Source organism: Chryseobacterium luteum (assembly GCF_000737785.1).
Taxonomy (GTDB): domain Bacteria; phylum Bacteroidota; class Bacteroidia; order Flavobacteriales; family Weeksellaceae; genus Chryseobacterium; species Chryseobacterium luteum.
On sequence record NZ_JPRO01000009.1, the window covers coordinates 1 to 16588 of the forward strand.

General features: G+C 36.2%; 18 protein-coding genes and 1 riboswitch. Of the genes, 12 read left to right on the plus strand and 6 right to left on the minus strand.

All coding sequences use genetic code 11. From position 1 onward, the window contains the following. Positions 1-487: 487 nt before the first annotated feature. Positions 488-955, plus strand: a complete 468-nt coding sequence (locus IX38_RS11330; RefSeq protein WP_034705003.1) for a hypothetical protein — start codon at positions 488-490, stop codon at positions 953-955. A 159-nt stretch (positions 956-1114) separates the two neighbouring features. Here the strand turns inward: IX38_RS11330 and IX38_RS11335 are convergent, their stop codons facing one another. Continuing rightward, the gene (locus IX38_RS11335; protein ID WP_034705006.1) at positions 1115-1834 is read right to left on the minus strand and encodes a hypothetical protein; all 720 of its coding nucleotides are present in this window, start codon (positions 1832-1834) and stop codon (positions 1115-1117) included. Between the two features lie 289 nt (positions 1835-2123). On the opposite strand from IX38_RS11335, the gene IX38_RS11340 reads away from it, so the two are divergent. Both IX38_RS11340 and IX38_RS11345 read left to right on the plus strand, forming a co-directional pair. Then, a complete protein-coding gene (locus IX38_RS11340; protein ID WP_034705009.1) occupies positions 2124-2894 on the plus strand; it encodes a class I SAM-dependent methyltransferase in 771 nt (256 codons plus the stop codon). Between the two features lie 134 nt (positions 2895-3028). Beyond that, positions 3029-3604 carry a hypothetical protein gene (locus IX38_RS11345; protein ID WP_034705012.1) on the plus strand — a complete coding sequence of 192 codons (576 nt, stop codon included), beginning with the start codon at positions 3029-3031 and terminating at the stop codon, positions 3602-3604. Positions 3605-4228: 624 nt separating this feature from the next. Here the strand turns inward: IX38_RS11345 and IX38_RS11350 are convergent. The 3 genes from IX38_RS11350 to IX38_RS11360 all read right to left on the minus strand — a co-directional run bounded on the left by IX38_RS11350 (position 4229) and on the right by IX38_RS11360 (position 6136). After that, the gene (locus IX38_RS11350; protein WP_131368664.1) at positions 4229-4711 is read right to left on the minus strand and encodes a hypothetical protein; all 483 of its coding nucleotides are present in this window, start codon (positions 4709-4711) and stop codon (positions 4229-4231) included. Between the two features lie 323 nt (positions 4712-5034). Beyond that, complete coding sequence (locus tag IX38_RS11355; RefSeq protein ID WP_034705017.1) at positions 5035-5655, minus strand: hypothetical protein; 621 nt, start codon at positions 5653-5655, stop codon at positions 5035-5037. Positions 5656-5695: 40 nt separating this feature from the next. Further along, positions 5696-6136, minus strand: a complete 441-nt coding sequence (locus tag IX38_RS11360; protein WP_034705020.1) for a hypothetical protein — start codon at positions 6134-6136, stop codon at positions 5696-5698. A 245-nt stretch (positions 6137-6381) separates the two neighbouring features. Between IX38_RS11360 and IX38_RS11365 the strand changes: the two genes are divergently transcribed. Both IX38_RS11365 and IX38_RS11370 read left to right on the plus strand, forming a co-directional pair. Next, a complete protein-coding gene (locus tag IX38_RS11365) occupies positions 6382-7677 on the plus strand; it encodes a hypothetical protein (RefSeq protein ID WP_185097680.1) in 1296 nt (431 codons plus the stop codon). 159 nt (positions 7678-7836) lie between these two features. Further along, positions 7837-8274 (plus strand): RidA family protein, encoded by a 438-nt coding sequence (locus tag IX38_RS11370; RefSeq protein ID WP_034705149.1) that lies wholly within the window; start codon positions 7837-7839, stop codon positions 8272-8274. 108 nt (positions 8275-8382) lie between these two features. Here the strand turns inward: IX38_RS11370 and IX38_RS11375 are convergent, their stop codons facing one another. Continuing rightward, entirely contained in the window at positions 8383-9753 is a 1371-nt protein-coding gene (locus IX38_RS11375; protein ID WP_034705022.1) for a hypothetical protein, read from the minus strand. A 539-nt stretch (positions 9754-10292) separates the two neighbouring features. After that, a riboswitch (TPP riboswitch) is annotated at positions 10293-10385 on the plus strand. A gap of 59 nt (positions 10386-10444) precedes the next feature. Between IX38_RS11375 and thiM the strand changes: the two genes are divergently transcribed. From thiM to tenA, 4 genes are read left to right on the plus strand one after another with little or no spacing between them, the layout of a single operon-like run. After that, positions 10445-11248, plus strand: a complete 804-nt coding sequence (gene thiM, locus IX38_RS11380) for a hydroxyethylthiazole kinase (RefSeq protein ID WP_185097681.1) — start codon at positions 10445-10447, stop codon at positions 11246-11248. Then, positions 11238-11876: a thiamine phosphate synthase gene (gene thiE / locus IX38_RS11385; RefSeq protein WP_034705026.1), complete on the plus strand. Its 639-nt coding sequence runs from the start codon at positions 11238-11240 to the stop codon at positions 11874-11876. The genes thiM and thiE overlap by 11 nt, the downstream gene beginning before the upstream one ends. Beyond that, complete coding sequence (gene thiD, locus IX38_RS11390; protein ID WP_034705028.1) at positions 11873-12706, plus strand: bifunctional hydroxymethylpyrimidine kinase/phosphomethylpyrimidine kinase; 834 nt, start codon at positions 11873-11875, stop codon at positions 12704-12706. Before thiE ends, thiD begins: the two co-directional genes overlap by 4 nt. Continuing rightward, positions 12693-13343, plus strand: a complete 651-nt coding sequence (gene tenA / locus IX38_RS11395; RefSeq protein ID WP_034705029.1) for a thiaminase II — start codon at positions 12693-12695, stop codon at positions 13341-13343. The genes thiD and tenA overlap by 14 nt, the downstream gene beginning before the upstream one ends. A gap of 316 nt (positions 13344-13659) precedes the next feature. On the opposite strand, the gene IX38_RS11400 is transcribed toward tenA, so the two are convergent. Further along, a complete protein-coding gene (locus IX38_RS11400; RefSeq protein ID WP_034705030.1) occupies positions 13660-14901 on the minus strand; it encodes a phage integrase SAM-like domain-containing protein in 1242 nt (413 codons plus the stop codon). Between the two features lie 335 nt (positions 14902-15236). Between IX38_RS11400 and IX38_RS11405 the strand changes: the two genes are divergently transcribed. The 3 genes from IX38_RS11405 to IX38_RS11415 all read left to right on the plus strand — a co-directional run bounded on the left by IX38_RS11405 (position 15237) and on the right by IX38_RS11415 (position 16532). Further along, positions 15237-15581, plus strand: coding sequence for a hypothetical protein (locus IX38_RS11405; protein WP_034705031.1), 345 nt, complete (start codon positions 15237-15239; stop codon positions 15579-15581). Between the two features lie 163 nt (positions 15582-15744). Continuing rightward, complete coding sequence (locus IX38_RS11410) at positions 15745-16173, plus strand: transposase (RefSeq protein WP_084680256.1); 429 nt, start codon at positions 15745-15747, stop codon at positions 16171-16173. Positions 16174-16178: 5 nt separating this feature from the next. Further along, positions 16179-16532, plus strand: a complete 354-nt coding sequence (locus tag IX38_RS11415; RefSeq protein ID WP_117585895.1) for a helix-turn-helix domain-containing protein — start codon at positions 16179-16181, stop codon at positions 16530-16532. Positions 16533-16588 lie beyond the last annotated feature (56 nt).

The window sequence follows — 16588 nt, forward strand, 5'->3', positions numbered from 1 at the left end:
AGCTCAGCCAATAAATTAGCGTAGCTTTTTTGAGTATTAACGTCTAGAATTGGAATACTTTCGTATTGGTATACATCAAAAATTAAAGCGAATCCGGCAATACCATAAACTCTTCTTTTTTACGGACGGAAAGCGGAATGGCAGTCTTGTTTTTCATAACGATTGTATTTCCGCCTTCTGATTTGATGTAATAATCAAAATAAGAAAGGTTGATCCCCGCTACCGCACGAATCCTTTCGTGTGGTTTTTAGCATTATAAATCAAATATTCGAAAAACATCCAAAGATTAACAAAACCTCACCACAAAGTCTGTAAGCCCTTCCGAAGGACTGTATGTACTTCTCCAACCCCCTGGAGGGGGTTATGGAACGGGGTAAAGGGATATATGATGTAATAATGTGGTATCAAAACAATAGGATCAAAACAAAAAAACAGCATCTTTTAAAAGAAATTCCTGAATATTCCGTTTAATTCTTAAATTTGGCTCATGCGAAAGAATCTTTATCTCATCATTATATTATGTTCCCTTACCAGTTGTTATACGTACCAGGTAAAAAAGCAAGCGGATCCGGCGGCCGGCAATAAGCAAGAATCTAAAAAGAGTGCTGCTCCTGTTAATACTTCTGCGCAAATGAAAAGTACAACAGGTGAATCCAAAGGCCTGAACGTACAACCAACGCCTGTTCCTATCAATGTTCAGGAGACACTTGCCCCAAATAAAAAATTTAAAATTAATGTTGATGACAAGTCCTACAAAATAATAGTTGACAAGTGGGAAAGCGACAGCCTGGTTGCCCACCCGGTTAATAATCCTAAAAAAATTCTGAAATTCCATAAGAACCAGATCAATAGCGAGAAAATTGCGGAAAAACGCTTTTCACAGCCCATCGCTGATATTCTTACAGTTACAGCTTATGCTGCAATTGGTGTTGGAATCTATCTTCTTCTCCGCTAGTTTTTTAACCTTTTCTGGTAATTATAGAAAATATCAGAAGTTTTTATTTCGTAGTCTGCAAGTCTGTCATACTGGTCAACCGTAAATTCAATGTCTTTTTCTGAAGTCATAATCTTTTTTCCTTCTCAGAAAATTATTTGAATCGATACACTCAGGACTTTACAATTCCTCTGTTATAATATTTTCCAGCCATTGCCGGGCAAGAGTTTCTACATAATCCACAAATGTCGTTACGTGATTAATAGTATAAAATGTATATTCTGGCTGACCTTTTAAAACTTCAACATTTTCAAAACTATGATCAGGAGCAAAAAGTAAAACCTGTTTTGTGTCTGGGTCATAAAAGGTTTCATTTCCGTTCGCTTCCTCAGCGAAACAAATCAGGTCTTTTGTGTCCGTTTGTTTTACATTTTCATCTTTACAAACCTGGTCATATAAGTCAATCCAGTCACCCAAGCCTTTTGTGAGTAAGGATTGAGTGAAAATAAAATTCTGATTATCGGTCAGCATTTCAGCTTCCGTATCAAAATGGTGATAGGTTTCGGTTATCCCGCCCATTTCGTTTAAGAGCAGCTGATGTTCAGCTATGACATCAATTTCTGTTTGAATTTTTTCAGTCTTACACAACCAACCGCACTTTAAGCCATTCCTGTCAGTCCAGGTATACAGATAATAGTTTGATTTTTTATTTTTAGAGGTTGTTATATCAACACTCAAAATTGAAGTTGACTGTAGCAGTAGTTTATATAAAGCAGGGAATGTACTGATCAGTTCCGGACTAAAAGTTTTACTAATGATATGCCTGATTTCCACGCTATCATTTTGTCCTACAAACCAACTTACCTCCTGCTTAAAATTTTCAAAATCATTTTTTTCCATTGTTTCCTGATTTAAATTTAATGGGTTTCTGCTACAGGCAGTACACAATGAGGGCCTGACGTTGATTGAACAGATTTCACATAGCCTTCACCTGCATTTTGTCAAATAAATTTTGGTTTTTAACCGCTTAAATATACACTTTTATAAATTTATTTAAGATAGCCCATCAGCTGTTTGTATTGGAAAAAAGCTCTTGTTCGCGACCGTTGCAGATCTATTGATCAATCTTGAAGATATAAATATTGAAACTTATGTTGTACATTTAAAATATACAAATAATCAGTAGCGGATGGACAAAGACCTCAATATAAAATTCTATGATGAACTATCAGAGGATTACCATTTAATTTTCGACAGCTGGGAAGACGCCATTAAAAGACAGGCGCTAATTTTAAAAGGTATGATCACAGAATATGCTAAACCGGATGCATTAACTGTCCTTGACTGTGCCTGCGGCATCGGTACACAGGCAATCGGTCTTGCCTCTCTCGGCTATCAGGTGTGCGGCACAGACCTCAGCCCAAAAGCTATTGAGCGGGCAAAGGTGGAATCACGGAAAAGAGGCCTGTCTGTGTCTTTTAATGTTGCTGATTTCAGAACATTGGATCAGGATGTTCCCAGTGTATTTGATGTCGTGATAGCCTGTGACAATGCACTGCCTCATTTACTGGAAGAAAGTGATATGCTGCTGGCAGCCGAAAATATTTTAAAGAAAATGGATTCAGGAAGTCTTTTTATCGCCAGTATCAGGGATTATGATAAAGTCCTTGAAGAAAAACCGGAAAGTACGCAGCCGACAGTAAAAAACTCAGGAGGCCGAAGAACCATTTCGTTTCAGGTTTGGGACTGGATAAAAGAAGATATTTATGTCGTTAATCATTTTACAGTAAAAGGTAAGGACGAACAGTTTGATACTAATATGCGCAAAACGATGTATCGGGCATACCGCAGGCAAGATTTAGGCAGGATATTTGAAACTGCCGGATTTACAGAAATAAGATGGCTAATGCCTGAACAGTCCGGCTACTATCAGCCCATACTAACAGGCAAAAAGAGTTAGTTTATCCTGATTTTTTTACTTATCCGGGTTATTGAAAACAAATGTTCAATTAAATGTTCAATTAAAAGCTAACTTGGCATAAATTTTTATATTCCGTTTAACAGTACACCAACAACTTAGAAATAAAAATTAATATGCTGAATAAAAATTATCGCAGAGATCTTCTCAAAAAAATTAATCTTATTAAAAAAATTACTTTAGGAATCATGGGTTCCTGTATTATACTCATGATCATAGGGGTATGCATTTTATTTTATTATGCCCAAACCATGAATACGATGAACTTTACTATTTATTTAACTTCATTCGTGTTAGTTTTATTGATAGTTGCATTCTTCTTCACCATATTCTTTTTCAGAAGCTATGATAAAGTCATTAACGAGATGAATGGCGCAGATCTGGAAACATTGGAAAAACTTAGTGAATCGCGGTCATGGATAGAGCAATACCTTCCGTCCTTTATTATTTATTCCGGTAAAATCATAGTTTTTAAATTTTATCATCAGCCGGATTTATACTTTACCGACCTGACTGAAATTTCGATCCGGAACAATTATTTTACAAGAGGTAAACAAAACAAAATGGTGATATTCAAGAAATCAAAAGGGGGAAGCTATTTCTTCAGTATTGACAGTAATTATCTTCAGCAAAAACATCTTCTTGAAAAAGCGTTGGAATATAATCCCAAAATAATTATAAAAAACAGTTAGGACAATAACAACATTAAAATCAAATACTTAAAATATTCAGGCCTACTCTATTTTAAAACGGAACATTATATAAAAAACTGAGCAGCATTAAAAAAAACAGTGATGTTGTATTCAGCGGCAGGATCTTAGGGGCAAATCTTAACCATATCACTCCGGGTTACGAATTCAGTAACTTTTCTATTGAAACTGAATTCTATGCCATAGAACCTGTCACCCAATAAATGCAGTACAGTGAAATTGCCTTACTAATTTGAAAAGCCGGAATTACCTTACATTCCGGCTCATTTTCATTACTTTGACAGCATTCTGTCTTTAAACCCAATAATAATTCGCAATTATTTTACTTTATAAAAGGTAGAATTTCATTATATGGTTTTCCAACAATAATTCCATATAAGGAGATCAAAAATAAAACAACTAGAATGATTAAAAAAACGGGCTTATACCTGAATATCATCCCCTTCTTCCGGGTATACCTGTAGTTAATATATGTGCCTATTAAAAAAAGGCCAGTAAATAAGAGTATTAAATAATTTACCTGCATAAAATAAAGTTAAATTTAGTGATTCCGTATCGAATTTCATTCTGAAAAATCCGTTACATGCTGTTGACTTCCCTTCTGTATTATTTTACTTTGTCTATCCGTATTTCAACAGGATAAACCGATGATTGCTCAACCTCAAATGAAACCTCTACCTTGTCATTCGTTGTAAGCGGTTTGCCTTCATTATCATAAAATATGGTTTTATCAGATCCCCGTCCCGCATTTTCAGGAACAAAAACGCTGTTATGCCCGTTTTCTGCCCACGCCATTTTTACGGGAGTAATTGTTTCACCATCATCACCGGGTGCTTTATTTACATAGACTGTTTGAGGCCTGCCAATGTAAACCGTCATTCCTGCCGAATAATTCAAATAGCCTGTAATAGAAAAACGTTTTCCCTCATTCGCCTTTTCGTCATCCAAAATTTTTTGTACTGCTGCCTTTGACGATTCTATCGGCGTTCCTTTTTCACGGTTTCTACTACTTTCAAAAAATGAGCAGGAGGTGGCTGTGGATGCTATTCCTGCAACTGCTGCTGCGATAAACAATGTTTTACATGTCATAGTGAATTTATTTTTTGTTAATGTTTTGTTTTTTGGTGTTGTATCATGCTTACGGCCTCGCATTATTCTCTTCGTAGTCTATATGATAAATAATGCCTTTTTTTTGATGATATAAGAATAAGATTTTTTTTGAAATATAGTATAGTTATTTTCTATTTTTCTTTCTTTTTAATCTTTTGTTTAATTTTTTATTGTGATTTGATGATTTTAAGGAATTATCACATCCTTACAGAATAGACTTTGCTCATTAGGAGGCTGTTTAAATTTTAAAAATCTTCTTAAATGGCTAGAGGAATTGTTTCTTTAGTAATCATTTGACAGGATTATTTTTCCATCTTTCTGAGGTCAGTGAGAACCACATATCCGGCTGTTTCTTTACCTTTTGAATCAACATAATAAACGTAGACCCAGTTCCCAGCCTCTATCCTATCCATATTAAGAGTGACCTTATTTCCCTTAACTACGTATGAATTAAGTTTTGAAGCAGCATCCGGCTTTTTATGAAAGTAAGATCTGGGGACGGAAACTCTATAATCTCCCGCCGTAGCATTGGTAATTTTACTATACACTCCATTGAAATCTTCCGGTACATTATCCACCGCACAGTTTTCAAATGATGCACGTATCTTATCCTGTTCCAGAACAAGGGTTACCTTACATTCCGGGTCGTTTTCATCACTTTTTAAAGTACACTGGTTTCCAATTAATGTACCTTCACCATAATATAACCCTGTTCGGGCACTTGCGGTATTCCACCAGGCAAATATTTCTGCATCTATATGATTGCCCTTTTTCACAATAGATATATAACAGTAAGAACCGTTTTTGTTTTTGAGCTCATAGGTCCCATTTTGTGCAATTGCAATAGTACCGGCAAAAAACGTGAACCCCAAAATAGCTATGAGATTTAGCTTGTGAAGGAAATGCTTAGCTTTAAAATTCATAATTAATCTGATCAATCCGGTTTAAAATATTTTATTTCATTCAAGCACGTAATGCTGATCTTATTTTTTCAGTATATGCCGATGATGTTTCTAAATCCTGCTCAAAAACCACACTTCCATCTGTTTTCTGTGTAATGGTCAAAATATGGAATGTTTTTCTGAACATCGAAAATAAAGGCCGGTCTTTTATGGACAGAAATCGGTCGGTGATGGTAAAATCGTATTCTGACCGGGGAAATTCTTTTTTATGAATGCGTACATATCCGTCTGTTACAACACATTTATTTCTAAGGTAAGTGGCAATAAGCATAAGTGGCAAAACAACAAAACCCAAAAGGCTCCAGGCACCTATCCTTACAATGGAAGTTTTACCTAAAATAAGACCATAAACCAAATTATAAAACGAGCCGACAATGATAAACGGTGCAATTACCGAATAGAAAATCAACGTTGACTTTGATAAGTTGAATGTCTGTTTCATTGGTGGATATTTTCTTGTACCAATCTACTTAATTTTCACATCCTGTCAAAGGATATAAGACAATCATAATCTGTTTTTTTTACACTTTTCTTAAAAACTACATTTCCATTAATCTTTATTTGCTGTTTTGAAAAATTGTATCTAACTAATTATTTATTTAATTTTATCAAAAAAAGTTTAGAATAATGCAATGTGTTAAGCAAAAAGCGAGTTATAGTTATGCATAATTTTAAAAAGGCAATGATATGATTAAAAAATTTCACATCACGATACTGTTTTTTATGTTCATTCAATTATCGTTTGGGCAGAAAACATCAACCTTTCAGGACAGCATTGCTACTTATTTCGATGAAATAAAAACTGAGGCAAACAAGCATCAGCAACTATGGGAAAAAAATTTATACGAACCAATACTCTTAGTCAATCCTAATTCGAGGCAAATATTCGCCAACTTTCCCGACAGCGTTGGTATTCTCAAGCAAAACGGCAAAATTTATTCAGGAATTTTACCTGGCAAAATTAACATTGCGAACACAGCCGTCAACTGGAACGGCAGACGTTGGGCTATGATTATGTTTCCATTGCCGACCAATAAACAGGACAGAATAAATTTACTTGCCCACGAGTTATTTCACGTAAGCCAACCATCATTAGGTTTCAAACTATTCAACACCGAAAACAATCACCTGGACCAAAAGGATGGTAGAATTTATTTGCGTTTAGAACTGGAAGCATTAAAAAAGGCTCTTCAAACAAACAATAAAACTGAACAAAAAACGCATCTAACTAATGCCCTTGCTTTCAGGAAATATAGATATTCGCTTTATCCCGGAGCAGACACTTCCGAAAACTTATTAGAACTAAATGAAGGAATTGCTGAATACACAGGTTCAATAATAAGCGGAAGGAATAGAAAGCAATCTTCCGGACACTTTGTGCAAAGCATCAATTCTTTTTTGAGCAATCCTACATTTGTCCGTTCATTTGCCTACCAAACCATTCCTATCTACGGTTACCTGCTCGATAGTGCAAAAAAAGGATGGAACAGAGAAATAACGATTAAAACAAACCTGGCTGACTATTTTATAAAAGCATTTGATATAACACTACCTAATGATTTAAAGAAAAGTACTGACTTAATTGTAAATCAATACAACGGAAAAGCAATTATTTCAGAAGAAAAAACCAGAGAAGAAAAAACAAAAAAACTGATTGCTGGATACAAAAGTAAGTTTATTACCCAACCTCATTTTGAACTTGTATTTGAGCAGATGAATGTATCATTTGACCCAAGGAATATTGTGCCTATTGAAGACAAGGGAACAGTTTACCCCAATATTAGAGTTACCGATAAATGGGGAATACTTACGGTTGAGAACGGAGCATTAATGAGTTCTAAATGGGACAAAATTTCAGTAACCACTCCTTTGAAAATGGAGAATAAAAATATAAACGGAGAGGGATGGACACTGGAACTTAATGACGGCTACTCCGTGGCAAAAGACGAAACAACAGGAAACTACAAACTGACAAAGAAATAAAACGCACAACAGCGCCTTCCAAAAAATGGAAGGTTCAGTGCCGAATTCAACAGCAGTTCCTTAACTTTTGTGATTCCATTGAACTTAGCTACGAAAAATGCTCACCTTCAGCAATACCCAAACCGCAAACTATTTTTTTACTAACCTTATTAAATGAATATGAAATACATTATTATACTTCCGCTTTTATTACTTTTTGCCAATGCTTTTTCCCAGGAGAAACAAATTAAAAAAGAAAAATGGCACTGGAATAACAACAAAATAAATCAAGACACAATTGCGGGTTATTGTCAGGTGTTAAAAGTTGATAATGTCCTCTACATATCAGGTGCTGTAGCAACGGATATTACTTCTGAAGGAATTACATCAGTTTATAACGATTTAAAAGCTTCTTTAGCAAGTTTTGGAGCCACATTTGAAAATGTTGTGAAAGAAAATCTATATACGACCAATATTGATGAAATGAAAAAATTCAATTATGTGAGGAAGAAATTTTATAATAATGATTTTCCCGCAGCTACCTGGGTCCAAATACAAAGACTGTATATGCCAACAGCTAAGTTAGAGATTGAATTGGTAGCACATCTGCCAAAATAATGTACTAAATTACCTTTGTTAATTCAACTACAGAAGTATTAAAAACATTTTCAGCCTAATGAATTCAAACAGTATAGAAACGACCTCAACTATTCCCGGCCACTGTGTTTATTTTATTGATTGTATAAGTGTTTTCAAGTCCTTTTTCTTAGTATTTACGATGATCAGCTGACTTTTATCAGCCAATAAAATTTTGTACGTGAAATCCTGATCAGAATTAAACTTCCAATTCACCAGTTCTTTGAATTGTCTCCTGATCAGTTTGAGTTTTTCAATATTATTTTTCGATACGATGATTATTTTCGTCAATGGTGTTTTTTGCATTTTTTCAATATTTTTTTCCGTAATCGGAGTTTCATATTCTGCACTGGAACGGTAACTGAACAGCTGATTGATGGTATTGAAATCATTCTCGTTTTCGGAAATCACATACCGGTAGGTCATTATATTGTCAAGCTCATTGATCCAGTTCGGAAAGTTGGTTTCGTACAGCTTTATGTAACTGTCTATAAAATTTTTATCCATTGGTTTCTTTTCAGCAATATACTCTTTAACCAAAGGGTAGATTTTTCTTGCCATCAGATTGATATACTCATGGTAATACCAGTCATTATGATCTAATTTACCGGCTAATTTTTCATAGACATACCCATTTCCCAGTGTCGTAGCAAGAAGTTCATTCAAAAGCTGATAAGCATAATTACTGGATTTTGATTTATTTTCTTTGAAAGCCTGATCAATCTCCATTTTCATTTCAAGAGATTGTTCGTTATAAATGATATGAAAGATTTCATGCATCATCACGCTAAACAAATTTTTATAATCCTTTAAGTTGGTCTGTATGGCACTTACAAAATTATTGCAGAATGCCTGTGCGGTAAAATAATCCGAATCCGGCAGCGGATAGAATGCAATCTGAAATGGGACAGACTGATCCCAGCTTGAATTATAAAAAGATAAACCTGTTTGAAAATACTCTTCTATCTGGTGGTCATTGGCATACTCTGTAATGTCTATGACATGTTTTTCAAATTTTTCCCTGTTTGGATTATAGATTAATTCATTATAAATGGGAGTAAAATCTGAAATAAATGCTGCTAAATCATTCAATGTTTTGTTGGGAACTATCCCAATGGAGCGAAGCTTAAAATCATTCAGATTATCAGTCTCGATGAGATTTTTCTTTAAAATATCCCTCGCCTGCATGGGAACTTTTGATCCGTAGGGGAACTCCTCAAACTGATAGCTGTAATCAATGGCCAGCTTATCAAACTTTGCAATCTTATTTTTGTACTCTTCCGTATTATATTTTGACTTTTGAAATGAAGTTTTAAATACATTTTCCGGGTGATTTTCAGAGAGATTCTGAATAAAGACAAAAACAGCCAATTGTTCGGAATATTTAATTTTAAGGGTTGGCTTCTGCCCGGATACAAAAATTGTCAGGAGTAATAAAGGTAGTAAAAATAAAGATTTCATATTTTTTTTGTCTTTTAAATATCGATTAAGTTTTAATTCTCCTCAATCTTTTTTTCAAATTCCGTCTGATATATTGAATGTAACAGTTCCCGATACCGAAATCCCTTCTATCTTTAAAATTAATCATCAGTCAGGATATAATCACGTTCAGAGATCTTCATTCCTTTCTTTAATTTTGTCATCATATTCCTGAATGAGGATATTCGTAAAAGCTTGTTTGGATGGATGTTAAAATTGTGTGCTCTGCTTTCAGCTGTATGCTAAGAATCTGGTTACTTTTCAACGTTTTCTGGCACTAAAAGTATTAAAAAAAACGGGAATTCCAATATTATTTATGACAACTATCTATTTGAATATATCAAGGGTTTCAATTTCCCCGCAAATATTATTTATTATACCTTTAATCCTAATTGTAAAGACGCTTTGTAGGTTGGTACATTCAAGTATATAATCCCCTTTCTTATATAGATTCAGAAATAAACAATTCCAATTTTTTGTCCACATTAATTTATCAGGTCAAAATTTTTCAATACTTTTACGCAACGCTTTAGGGGTATTCTGAAAAGAATTGAGACAGTCCCTTTGAACCTGATACGGCTTACACCGGCGTAGGGAAAAGCAATATGCCATTATTCTGCTGATGGCTGTTGTTCCGGATTTATCCTAAAGCTTTTATTAATAAAATATCAGCATGGAAAATAATCTCTGGCAACATATACTTCGCGTAAGAAACACCTCTCCTCTCGTTCACAATATCACCAACTATGTGGTGATGAATAACACCGCTAATTCACTGTTGGCCATTGGTGCATCGCCCATAATGGCCCATGCCCAATCCGAAGTAGAAGATATGGTCAATATTTCGCATTCATTGGTCATCAACATCGGCACACTGGATGAATACTGGGAAGATGCCATGCTACTTGCTGCAAAGAAAGCCAATGAGCTGCAAAAGCCCTGGGTTCTGGATCCTGTGGGAGCAGGCGCAACCCCTTACCGTGATAAGGCCATAAGCAGTCTGCTGTCTTTAAATCCTACGGTGATCCGTGGTAATGCTTCTGAAATTATCGCCATTGCCAAAGCTAATAAGACCGTTACTAAAGGAGTTGACAGCACAGCGATGAGCAGTGAAGCCGTTGAGGCCGCAAAATCTCTTACAGAAATTCACAACTCGGTGATCTGTATTTCGGGTGAAACCGACATCGTCATCAGCAAAGATCAAATCATCTGTCTGAAAAATGGCCATCCTATGATGACAAAAGTTACCGGACTCGGCTGTACAGCCTCAGCTATTATTGGTGCGTTCCTCGGAGTGACCGAAAATAAGACTGAAGCAGTGGTTTCTGCCATGAGCCTTCTAAGCATTGCAGGAGAATTAGCCGCTGAGAAAAGTACCGGTCCCGGAAGCCTGCAGGTCAACATTATTGATAAGCTTTATAATATGACGCAAGACGAATTCTCTACCCATTTAAAACTGTCGGATCATGCCAGTTAATTCCTCATTTCCATACCCATTATATCTGGTTATTTCAGAAAAAGACTGTTTAGGGAAAGATTTTCTAAAGGTTGCGGAAAAATCAATTCTGGGAGGTGTAGATATTATTCAGCTGCGGGAAAAAGATGCTTCAACCGGAGAATTTCTTTATAAAGCTTTAAAATTAAAAGAGATAACCGACAAATATAATATTCCACTCATCATTAATGATCATTCTGAAGTCACTGTTGAAGCAGGATGCGCGGGAATTCACGTTGGAAACCATGATGCAGCTCCGTCTGTACTGAGAAGCCAACAGTATTTTAAAGATAAAATCATTGGGTATTCCATCGAATACCTCAACCAGCTGGAAAATGAAAACACAGAAGTATCAGATTATTTAGGCATCAGCCCTGTATTCAGTACGGATACTAAAAAAGATACAATCACTGAATGGGGATTGGATGGACTGTCCAGGATACGGTCTCTCACCACGAAACCACTGGTAGCCATCGGAAATGTCAATTTTTCAAATGCAGCGGCAATTATTAAGGCAGGAGCAGACACATTAGCTGTTGTATCTGCTATTTGTGGTGCGGAAAATCCCGAGAAAGCAGCATACGAACTCAAAAATGAAATACTGAAATGAAAAAATATACCTATCCGTCTGTAATGACTATTGCCGGTTTTGACGGCAGCGGCGGTGCCGGAATCCAGGCAGACATCAAGACATTTTCAGCACTGGGTTGCTATGCAACATCTGTACTTACCGCGCTTCCGGTGCAAAACACAATGGGTGTGCGAAAAATATATCCCATCCAGATGGAAGCTGTCTCTGATCAAATAGAAGCTGTGATGGATGATATTTTCCCACAGGCAATCAAAATTGGGATGGTGCATACCCCACAGCTGGTTGAAACCATCGTTACCACATTAAGCAAATATTCAAAAATTCCCATTGTTTTTGATCCCGTGATGGTTGCTACAAGCGGCCACCAGTTAATTGAAGAGGAAACCATTAATACCATTACCGAGAAATTATTTCCCATTGCCGACATTATAACACCCAACATGGATGAAGCTTCCATACTGGCCGGGATGGAAGTGAAAACCTTAGAAGATATGCGGGTGGCAGGAGAAAAAATATTAAAATCGGGATGTAAAAGTATACTGCTAAAAGGCGGGCATCAGGAATCGCCCACCGTCACTTCATTATTTTTTGACGAAAACGGCGAGCAGGCTTCTTTTGAAACTGAAAAATTTGCAACCAGCAATACCCACGGTTCCGGCTGTACGCTTTCCTCAGCCATCGCTGCTTACCTTGCGCGGGGTGAAGAATTATACGACGCAGTTGCATTGGCACAGCAATATGTATTTGAAGCCATCAAAAATGGAAAAGATGTCGTAACGGGAAAAGGAAACGGCCCGCTAAATCACTTTTTTAACCCACAAAAATTAATTAAAAATGAACTGGTCTGAATTCACCTGGAAACAAATTGAGGATAGATATCAGTCTATCATTAAAATGCCTTTTATTGCTGAATTGGCTGACGGAACCCTGCCTAAGGAAAAATTCCGGTTTTACATGGCTCAGGATTCTTTATATCTTGAACACTTCGGAAGAGCATTATCATTAATAGCTGCAAGAGCGCATGACATTAAGGATACACTGAACTACCTGAAGTATGCTGAAACTGCCATTATAGTTGAAAATGCACTTCATGAGTCCTATTTTAAAGATTTTGGCTTAACTGAGAAAGGGAATATGCAGCCTGCCTGTCATCATTACGTCCACTTTCTCAAGAGTACGGCGGCATTGGAAGCCTTAGAGATCGCAATGGCTGCAGTACTGCCCTGCTTCTGGATCTACAAAAAAGTGGGAGATCACATCTGTAATCATCTTCAGTCTCACAATAACCCATACCAAAAGTGGATTGATACTTACGGAGGAGATGACTTTGCAGAAGCTGTGCAACAGGCTATCAACATCTGCGACAGAGTAGCTTCCGAAACCACTGCTGCTATACGAGAGAGAATGACACAGGCATTCATAACCTCGTCCCGGATGGAATACTCTTTCTGGGAAGCGGCTTATCATTTAAAAAGCTGGGAGTAAAGCAATTGGTGACAATTTTTGATGAATATACAGACAAAGGGACATTTCCTTGCGTTATTTTAATCCATATCCCTAATTCAGATTATTAATAATATGTTATAAAAAGTGGATGACGGTTCTTATGCCTTAATAGTCATTTATAGAGTTCCTGGTAACTTCAGGCAAAAAAATGCTCCGGACTATAGCAGTTTACATTATCAACTTTCATAATCCGGGGCAGTTTTCATAGTAAGAACACATAAGTCCATAACTTAAGATAGCCCGTATCGAGTTTCCTTTAACTATTTTTGATTCTAAAACTGAGATGCAAAGTTAACTAGGGAAGCAAAAATCTCTCCTCATACATCTTATCAAAATAATTACTAAGCTTAACCATCCTTTCCCCGTCAAATGTATTAATATATTTAAGGAACATCACTTCAGTACTATGGCCTGTGGCCTCCATCAGTAAAGGCGTAGGTATCTTTCCATAAAAATTGGAGGCAAAACTCCGTCTGCCGATATGGCTTGATATGACTTCCCATTTTTCGGTTTTCAGCAGTTTCGTCCTGTGCCCCACACGCTTCCGTGCACTTACGGTTTCATTGAGGCCCGCAAGTCTGGCGATTTCCTTTATGCATGCATTGTATTGATGCACAGATACAAAATTGGGAAACTGATTGCTATTCTCTGTGATTATATTCTGAACAATCGGGTGCAGCGGTATCGTTATTTCCTTTTTTGTTTTCTGCTGCACAAAATTGAGGCATTTTTTGCTGTTTATATCTCTGAGTTTATCCGTTGTGAACTTCATGAAGTCTGACACCCTCTGCCCTGTATAGCAACTGATCATCAGCCAGTCCTTCGCATCCTGGAGGCGGCTGGGTACGTTGGTGTATTTTATCTTCAGGATTTCGGATTCGCTTAAAGTGATAATTTCCTTATTTTGACGCTCCCTGCGTACTTCAAGTTCCCTTACACTGGTGTGAATTCCCTTCCTTTCAGCAAAGTTTAATATCGTCTTTACAAAATGAATCGTTCTGTAAAGTGTATTTTCACTATAATCTTCTTCCTTTCCGAAAACCAGGAAATTTCTGATGAACTCCGAATTAATCTGTTTTATGTACAACCTTTCTACTGTGTGACCTTCGAATTTCTGGACCAGATTAAAAAATACTTTATACCTTTTGTAAGTGGACTCCGAAATCAGTTCTTTTTTTGTATGGATATACAGCTCCATAAAATAAAGCAAAGTCATTTCCGGACTGATGCTGTGATGTGACTGACAGATGTTTTTTACCGTCTGTACCAACAACCGTGAACTTATCGTTCTCTTTTTGCTGAGACACTCTCCGTAAAATTCTTTCAGTTCTATTTTCAGCTTATTAATTCTGTTGTTCAGTTCCTTGTGTTTTTTAATATAAATATTTTTAGGGCGCTGTTTCTCTATATCCCACTCTGATTCTGAAATTCGCAACGGCGTAGGGACAAGAAAGCTGTTATTATTTAATTCATCGGTAAACTCTAGATTGATTTTTCTTGTATTTCCACTGTTTGATAGAAAAAACTTGAACGTCATATATGATAATTTAAAGAATTAATTATCAGCGAATTTAGAAAAAAAAAACTAGTCCTACTTAGACCACTATTGAATTTAAACTACTGATTTCCAGTATATAGTTGACGTTTTTTTAACAATAATGCTTTATTAATTATAACTATACTTTTCATAATTAAAAAAAAAGAAAAAAAATTCAATTGCAATCTTTTAATTAACAATGGATTAAAATTTTTGTTGTAATCGATAATTAATTATCTTTGTTATAATAAACGTAGTCTAAGTAGGACTATGTTTTAACGAAACTACCTCAATTATAGCTTTAAAACGTATTAAATACTGACAAAATCCAGACCATGAAAAGACTTGTCCATTTATTTTTTATTACCTTATTGTGCGCAGGTGGGTATGTGTCATATCATACGATTAATTCCCTAAGTACAACTGCAGATTACCATGTGCAGTTCGCAGGTATTGCAGCTGAATACGATACCGGAAATCCCCCCGCTGATACCGACAGCACAGGCCCGGATACGGCAAAGACTGAGACAAACGATGGCAGCACCTCCATAACTTCCCCGCTTCCTCCTGATAAGGAAGTGTATGTTGCCAAGATCGATAATTTCGTCCCGGTCCGTTTCATTATTGCACTGGCGTTCATATTTTACTACGCCAAATCCAAAAAAGGTACAAAAGATTAAATATATAGACAGTATCCTAGTTCAGCCCGGAACTCTTGCTTGTCAATTCTTATACTGAAATAGTCAGCATTCCGTGAGCTTGATTTTTTATCTGGATTTACACCAAGCAGATAAGGAAATTACAGAAGACTTTAACACTAATCATAAATTATTCAAAGTACAGATGAAAATTGATTTTAAAGATTTACACATTGGAAGCCTTATAGAAACCCGCGTTACAGAAAAAGGCATCGATATAGACAGGATCTGCAGTTTTATGAAGCGCGATGAAGAAGATATAAAAAAAATGTACGCTTCCAAAAACCTGGACAGCGATATCATATTAAGATGGAGTAAACTTTTGGAATATGATTTCTTTCGCTTTTTTTCCCAGCATCTTATTTTATATGCTCCACCGTCAAATAGTAATTATAACAGAATAACGTCCACCTCCGCACTGCCTGAATTTCGTAAAAACCTCTATACGACAGAAGTGATAGACTTTATTCTGGACCTTCTGGCCAACAAGGAGAAAACAAAACTGGAGATCATGAAAGAATACAGGATACCCAAATCTACCCTTCACCGGTGGATCGAAAAATACAAAAAATAATGAATATGGTAAATAAAGATCAATCCAAGCAATTGGAAAATACAGGCCCCGATTACAAAAAAATTTATTCCGACATCATAGAGAGAGACTTTCCTGATAAAAAGGAAATGTGCAAAAATATACTCAGCAAAACCGTACTCTCTCAATTGGACGTCATAGAGATCAATACATTGATATTTGGCAATGCTTCAAGGGAAATATCCATAAGCAATCAGAAGCACCGCTCTTATAATAAGCAGACCATACTGCAGATTTTGGAATATCAGCAGAAAAACTGCCTGAACAATACCCAGCTGGCCCAACATTTCAGGTTGAGCAGGAATTCTGTAACGCACTGGAAAAAGAAATTCAAAGTCTGAGTCTGAAGATAAAAACCACGTTAAAATATGATCATTACGAATAAACATAAGGTTAT

Bases quoted from the DNA above. Each gene is read 5' to 3' on its own strand.
- IX38_RS11345 (WP_034705012.1), top strand. From the start codon at position 3,029: ATGCTGAATAAAAATTATCGCAGAGATCTTCTCAAAAAAATTAATCTT.
- thiE (WP_034705026.1), top strand. From the start codon at position 11,238: ATGCCAGTTAATTCCTCATTTCCATACCCATTATATCTGGTTATTTCA.
- IX38_RS11400 (WP_034705030.1), bottom strand. From the start codon at position 14,901: ATGACGTTCAAGTTTTTTCTATCAAACAGTGGAAATACAAGAAAAATC.
- IX38_RS11335 (WP_034705006.1), bottom strand. From the start codon at position 1,834: ATGGAAAAAAATGATTTTGAAAATTTTAAGCAGGAGGTAAGTTGGTTT.
- thiM (WP_185097681.1), top strand. From the start codon at position 10,445: ATGGAAAATAATCTCTGGCAACATATACTTCGCGTAAGAAACACCTCT.
- IX38_RS11405 (WP_034705031.1), top strand. From the start codon at position 15,237: ATGAAAAGACTTGTCCATTTATTTTTTATTACCTTATTGTGCGCAGGT.
- IX38_RS11340 (WP_034705009.1), top strand. From the start codon at position 2,124: ATGGACAAAGACCTCAATATAAAATTCTATGATGAACTATCAGAGGAT.
- IX38_RS11330 (WP_034705003.1), top strand. From the start codon at position 488: ATGCGAAAGAATCTTTATCTCATCATTATATTATGTTCCCTTACCAGT.
- tenA (WP_034705029.1), top strand. From the start codon at position 12,693: ATGAACTGGTCTGAATTCACCTGGAAACAAATTGAGGATAGATATCAG.
- thiD (WP_034705028.1), top strand. From the start codon at position 11,873: ATGAAAAAATATACCTATCCGTCTGTAATGACTATTGCCGGTTTTGAC.
- IX38_RS11415 (WP_117585895.1), top strand. From the start codon at position 16,179: ATGGTAAATAAAGATCAATCCAAGCAATTGGAAAATACAGGCCCCGAT.
- IX38_RS11410 (WP_084680256.1), top strand. From the start codon at position 15,745: ATGAAAATTGATTTTAAAGATTTACACATTGGAAGCCTTATAGAAACC.
- IX38_RS11360 (WP_034705020.1), bottom strand. From the start codon at position 6,136: ATGAAACAGACATTCAACTTATCAAAGTCAACGTTGATTTTCTATTCG.
- IX38_RS11365 (WP_185097680.1), top strand. From the start codon at position 6,382: ATGATTAAAAAATTTCACATCACGATACTGTTTTTTATGTTCATTCAA.
- IX38_RS11355 (WP_034705017.1), bottom strand. From the start codon at position 5,655: ATGAATTTTAAAGCTAAGCATTTCCTTCACAAGCTAAATCTCATAGCT.
- IX38_RS11370 (WP_034705149.1), top strand. From the start codon at position 7,837: ATGAAATACATTATTATACTTCCGCTTTTATTACTTTTTGCCAATGCT.
- IX38_RS11350 (WP_131368664.1), bottom strand. From the start codon at position 4,711: ATGACATGTAAAACATTGTTTATCGCAGCAGCAGTTGCAGGAATAGCA.
- IX38_RS11375 (WP_034705022.1), bottom strand. From the start codon at position 9,753: ATGAAATCTTTATTTTTACTACCTTTATTACTCCTGACAATTTTTGTA.